Genomic DNA, 4,420 nt, shown 5'->3' on the forward strand with positions numbered 1-4,420 from the left:
GCTCTCGGCGCCCGATCGCGAGCTGGCGATGCGGGTCCACGGCGCGGACGGCGCCGCGCGCGTCTGCGTGGCCCGCCGAGCCGAGCACCACGCGGTAGCCATCCGCCGCGGTGACACCCTCGACATCCACCCGCTGTGGTCCGACGGCTCCGGCGACTCCCTGTCCCGCCCGCTGCTCGACGCCCTCGGCCCCTGCCCGCCGGCCGACCTCGCCGCCTTCAGCGCCGAATCCCTCGAGCTGGCCGAACGCCTGGACGCCGCAACGACTTCCGCGGACTACGCGAACACCGTCTACAACCTCGGCGTCCCCGACGCCGACGCCACGGCCTATGGCCTGGCGCTCTCCTCGACCACCTCCCACGCCGAAATCGTGGCCTACGCCTACGCCGACGGCCTCACAGACCGATCGCCCGGAGCCGTCGCTGTCTACGACACCGCACGGGGCCGCATCGTGGCCGCACCGGGGGTCGCCCCGGACCAGCAACTCTGGTCCACGCTCACACCGGGCAGTGATCACCGTATCGCGCAGTCGATTTCAACTCTGATCGACTCGCTGCCTGGGGGGAGGTGGCTGTCGTGAGTCACCCCTGACCCACATACAGCTGTTCACCCCGAACCGGTGATGCGCAACGCATCGCCTATCCATCCCAAGAAAAGGCAAGGTACAGACGATGGTTGCAAATGATGCGGAACTCGCCAAGGCGGCGCAGAGCCACATGGCCGATGTCGTTGCGTCGATCAAGGGCATTCTGAAGAAGATCACGGACGAGGTGGACGCCTCGAAGAGCAGCTTCCAGGGTGAAGCCGCCGGCGCGTTCAACACTGCTGCGCAGTCGTGGGACACGGAAGCTCAGAACCTGAACAAGGCCATGGACGAGTTCCAGGAGAAGGTCGGTTCGGGTACCAACGTGTTCCAGGATACGGACATCACGAACAAGGACAAGTTCGCCAGCGCTCTGACGAACCTCGGCTAATACCAGCTAGCGCCCACCTATTCTCCAACTCTTGCAAAGGAAGACAGATGCTTTACGACAAAGAAGGTATGACCCACCTGGCGGAGCACCTGCGTCAGTACCACCGGGACCTGGTCGCGGTTGCCGGTGACGGCACGTCTGCCGTCGATACCTCGAGCGACCTCGGCCAGGCTTACGAGCGGCTGAAGAACGCCTGGTCCAACCCGGCCAGCGGCGCGGAGAACGGCGCGCTCGAGGCCGTCATCGCCGCGAAGCGTGACTGGGACTCGGCCTACGCTGACAAGTGCCTCCAGACGCTCGATGCTGTGACCGCCGCGGTCGAGAACGCCCTGTCGAACGCCCTCTCGGCGGACAGCCGCGTCGGCAACATGTTCACCTAACGAGTACATCGGTGCCAATCACGACAGCGCACCTCTCCACCCCGGAGGGGTGCGCTGTCTGCGGTCCGAGGCCAGTAATCTAACTGCCGCAGCAGTTCCCGGTTCGACGGAGGATTTAGTTAGTGCCAGCCCAATTGACCACCCGTGCCCAGGTCAATGGGTACCGCTTCCTGCTGCGCAGGCTCGACCACGCGTTGGTGCGCCGCGATGTGCGGATGCTGCACGACCCGATGCGGTCGCAGTTCCGGTCGCTGATGGTCGGTGCGGTGTTGGCGGTGCTGGTGGTCGCGGGGGCTGCGATCATGGCTTTCATTCGCCCGCAGGGCTCCATCGGCAATGCGAACATCGTCATGGGCAAGGACAGCGGTGCGCTCTACACCGTCGTCCGGGACAAGGACGACAAGAACAAGATGACCTTGTACCCGACGCTGAATCTCGCGTCGGCGCGACTGCTGTCAGGCACCGCGGAGAAGCCGACCTCGGTCAAGGACAGCAAGCTCAATACCGTCCCGCGCGGTCCCATTCGTGGAATCCCGGGCGTCCCAGCCGCTTTGCCCGGTAGCGGTCAAGGTGACCAATCGCAGTGGACGTTGTGCGACAAGATTCCGCTGTCGGCGTCCGGCGGCTCCGCTTCATCGACAGGCGCGGAAACCGTGGTGATGGCCGGGGGCCTGCACCTCAATGATCATGTCAACGTGGCCGATCCCGGCTCCGCTGTCCTGGTGAAAAGGGCCGACGACAAGAACAAAGACCTGGTCCACACCTACCTGATCTACGACGGCAAGATCGCCGAGGTCAACCCGCAGAACGACGCCGTGACGCAGAAGGCGCTCACGCAGGTGCTCGATCTGTCCACCGCGCGGCCGATTTCGGCGAACATGGTGGGCGCTGGGGTCAGCGTGCCACCGCTGGTTGCTCCGACTATCCCGCACGCCGGTGAGAACGACGGCCCGGGGCGACTCAACGGCGTGAAGGTCGGCAGCATCATCAAGGTCGCGGCAATGGATGGTTCAGGCAAGTCGGATCTGTATGTCGTGCTGGACAACGCGATTCAGCGGGTTTCCCTGTTCACCGCCCAGTTCATCACCTTCGCGAACTCGAAGAACCAGAATACTGACGGCTTCACCTCGGTGACGCCCGACATGATCGCGGGAATCCAGCAGAAGCACGCGAACGACAAGAACGACCCGGGCCTGCCGGTCGACGATTTCCCCACAGTGTCACCGAAGATCATCTCTGCGTCCGAGGACCCGGTCTCGTGCATCACCTGGGTGAAGAAGGCCGGATACGGCAAGGATCAATCGGATGCGACCGAGAGCCCCTCAGACTGGGCCACCGTGCAGCTGCTGGTCGGCACGCGCTGGCCGCTGAGCGATTCGCAGGCGCCGGTGGCGTTGGCCACGGCCGACGGTACTGCCGGCGTCCGGCTCAACGGGGTCTACGTAGCACCGTCCACCGGTGAATTCGTGCGGACGACCGGCGTCAAGCCGGGAAGCCAGGAGCGCGACGGCCTGTATTACATTGCCGACAACGGCATTCGATACAGCATCCCGGATATGAAGACGGCGCAGATTCTGGGGCTGGATACGAAGCCCCACCTGGCACCCTATTCGATCGTGGGCACGTTGATGTCCGGTCCCACCTTGTCCGTGGAGGACGCTCAGAAGAGCTGGGATACCTTGCCGCCCTTGTGCGACAAGGCATGCCCCAAGTAGCCGAACTGGTCTCTACTTGACGCTCTTCTTCAGGATTGGCAGCAGCTTGTCGAGCAGGATCTGTTCGGATTTATCCGACCACTGACGGATCGCGGTGACCGCGGCCGGATCGTCGAGAACGATCACGGAAGCCTTGCTGCCCGAGAGGGCCGACGGAAGATTCACCAGACCACCGCCACCCGCATCCGAGTCGGTACGGACCGCGAGCACATACCCCGTGGCTATAGGACTCAGGGCGTCGTACTGGGCATTGAATCCGGACCCGACGGGCCGAGGGTTCGGCTCGTCTCCCTTGCGGAGGAAGTTTGGGCTATAGATGAAGCCGAGGTCTTCGAAAAAGTTCGATTGAGAGCCAGGCTTCAATTGGATGTCGATCGATGCGGCCATGCCACTCTGCCCCGAGATATCGACCACGACAATGGATTTGCCCTTGAATGCGGGGTTCTGCGCACGTGCATCGGCCAGCGGGCTATGCGTTGCCGAGTCCGCCGAGCCATGCTGTGTCGCCCAGATGCCCGCCCCCGCCGCCAGCGCGATGACGGTGGCGGCCACGCCGCCGATCATCCAGATGCGCTTGCGAGCAGGGGGTTTCGTCGGCGTAACGGACTCCGGTGCTGCTTGCGTATCGACGGAGCCGAGCTGATTATGTGACGCAGTCTGCATAGTCAGGCCGGAAACGCCGTATTCGAGAGCGGATTTCAGAGCGGATGTGAACTCATGGCAGGTATCGAACCTGGCTGCCGGATCCTTCGCCATTGCGACGGCGATCACCTCGTCTACCGCTGTGGGCAGTGTGGGGTCGATAGCCGTGATTCGCGGAGGCGGCTCGCTGATATGACCCATCATGACCACCGCCGGTTGCGTTCCCGGGTAAGGATTCTGACCAGTCAGAAGGCGGAAGAAGGAGCAGGCGAGGCTATAGATATCGGCGCGATGGTCCAGCCGGTGTCCACTCAACTGCTCGGGTGACGCGTACGCGATGGTGGCTACAAAGCCACCGGCCTGGGTCAGCTCATTGGCGTCCTCGGTCGACTTCGCAACGCCGAAATCGGTGAGCAGCACCCGCTCCTCGCCGTTATCACCCATGGACAGTAGGAAGTTCGCGGGCTTGATGTCCCGGTGCAATAGGCCCCGGCGGTGTGCGTGGTCGAGCCCTCGTCCGACCTCTGTGACGATGTGCAAGGCTCGCCACGGCGTGATCGACCGGGGATCCTGTTCGGCGGCCGCGGCCGCGTCGATGCCGTTCACGTACTGCATCGCGATCCAGAGCTGGCCGTTGTCCTCGCCGCGGTTGTAGACGGAGACGATATGGCTGATTCGAGCTCACTCCGAGGACAACCGCAGCGCGTTG

At 63.7% G+C, this 4,420-nt stretch carries 5 protein-coding genes; 4 read left to right on the top strand and 1 reads right to left on the bottom strand.

Translation table 11 applies throughout. The features are described 5' to 3' along the window. The 4 genes from ACWELQ_RS39300 to eccB all read left to right on the top strand — a co-directional run. The coding region (locus ACWELQ_RS39300) for an ESX secretion-associated protein EspG (protein WP_452402083.1) at positions 1–580 on the top strand (580 nt) is incomplete at its 5' end. A gap of 91 nt (positions 581–671) precedes the next feature. Then, on the top strand, positions 672–974 hold the full coding sequence (locus ACWELQ_RS39305) for a WXG100 family type VII secretion target (protein WP_452402084.1): 303 nt from the start codon (positions 672–674) through the stop codon (positions 972–974). Positions 975–1,021: 47 nt separating this feature from the next. After that, the gene (locus ACWELQ_RS39310) at positions 1,022–1,354 is read left to right on the top strand and encodes a hypothetical protein (protein ID WP_452402085.1); all 333 of its coding nucleotides are present in this window, start codon (positions 1,022–1,024) and stop codon (positions 1,352–1,354) included. A 134-nt stretch (positions 1,355–1,488) separates the two neighbouring features. Next, the gene (gene eccB / locus ACWELQ_RS39315; protein WP_452402086.1) at positions 1,489–3,069 is read left to right on the top strand and encodes a type VII secretion protein EccB; all 1,581 of its coding nucleotides are present in this window, start codon (positions 1,489–1,491) and stop codon (positions 3,067–3,069) included. A 12-nt stretch (positions 3,070–3,081) separates the two neighbouring features. On the opposite strand, the gene ACWELQ_RS39320 is transcribed toward eccB, so the two are convergent. Beyond that, on the bottom strand, positions 3,082–4,386 hold the full coding sequence (locus ACWELQ_RS39320) for a protein kinase domain-containing protein (RefSeq protein ID WP_452402087.1): 1,305 nt from the start codon (positions 4,384–4,386) through the stop codon (positions 3,082–3,084). Between the last annotated feature and the right edge of the window lie 34 nt (positions 4,387–4,420).

It is taken from the genome of Nocardia sp. NPDC004722 (assembly GCF_053601505.1).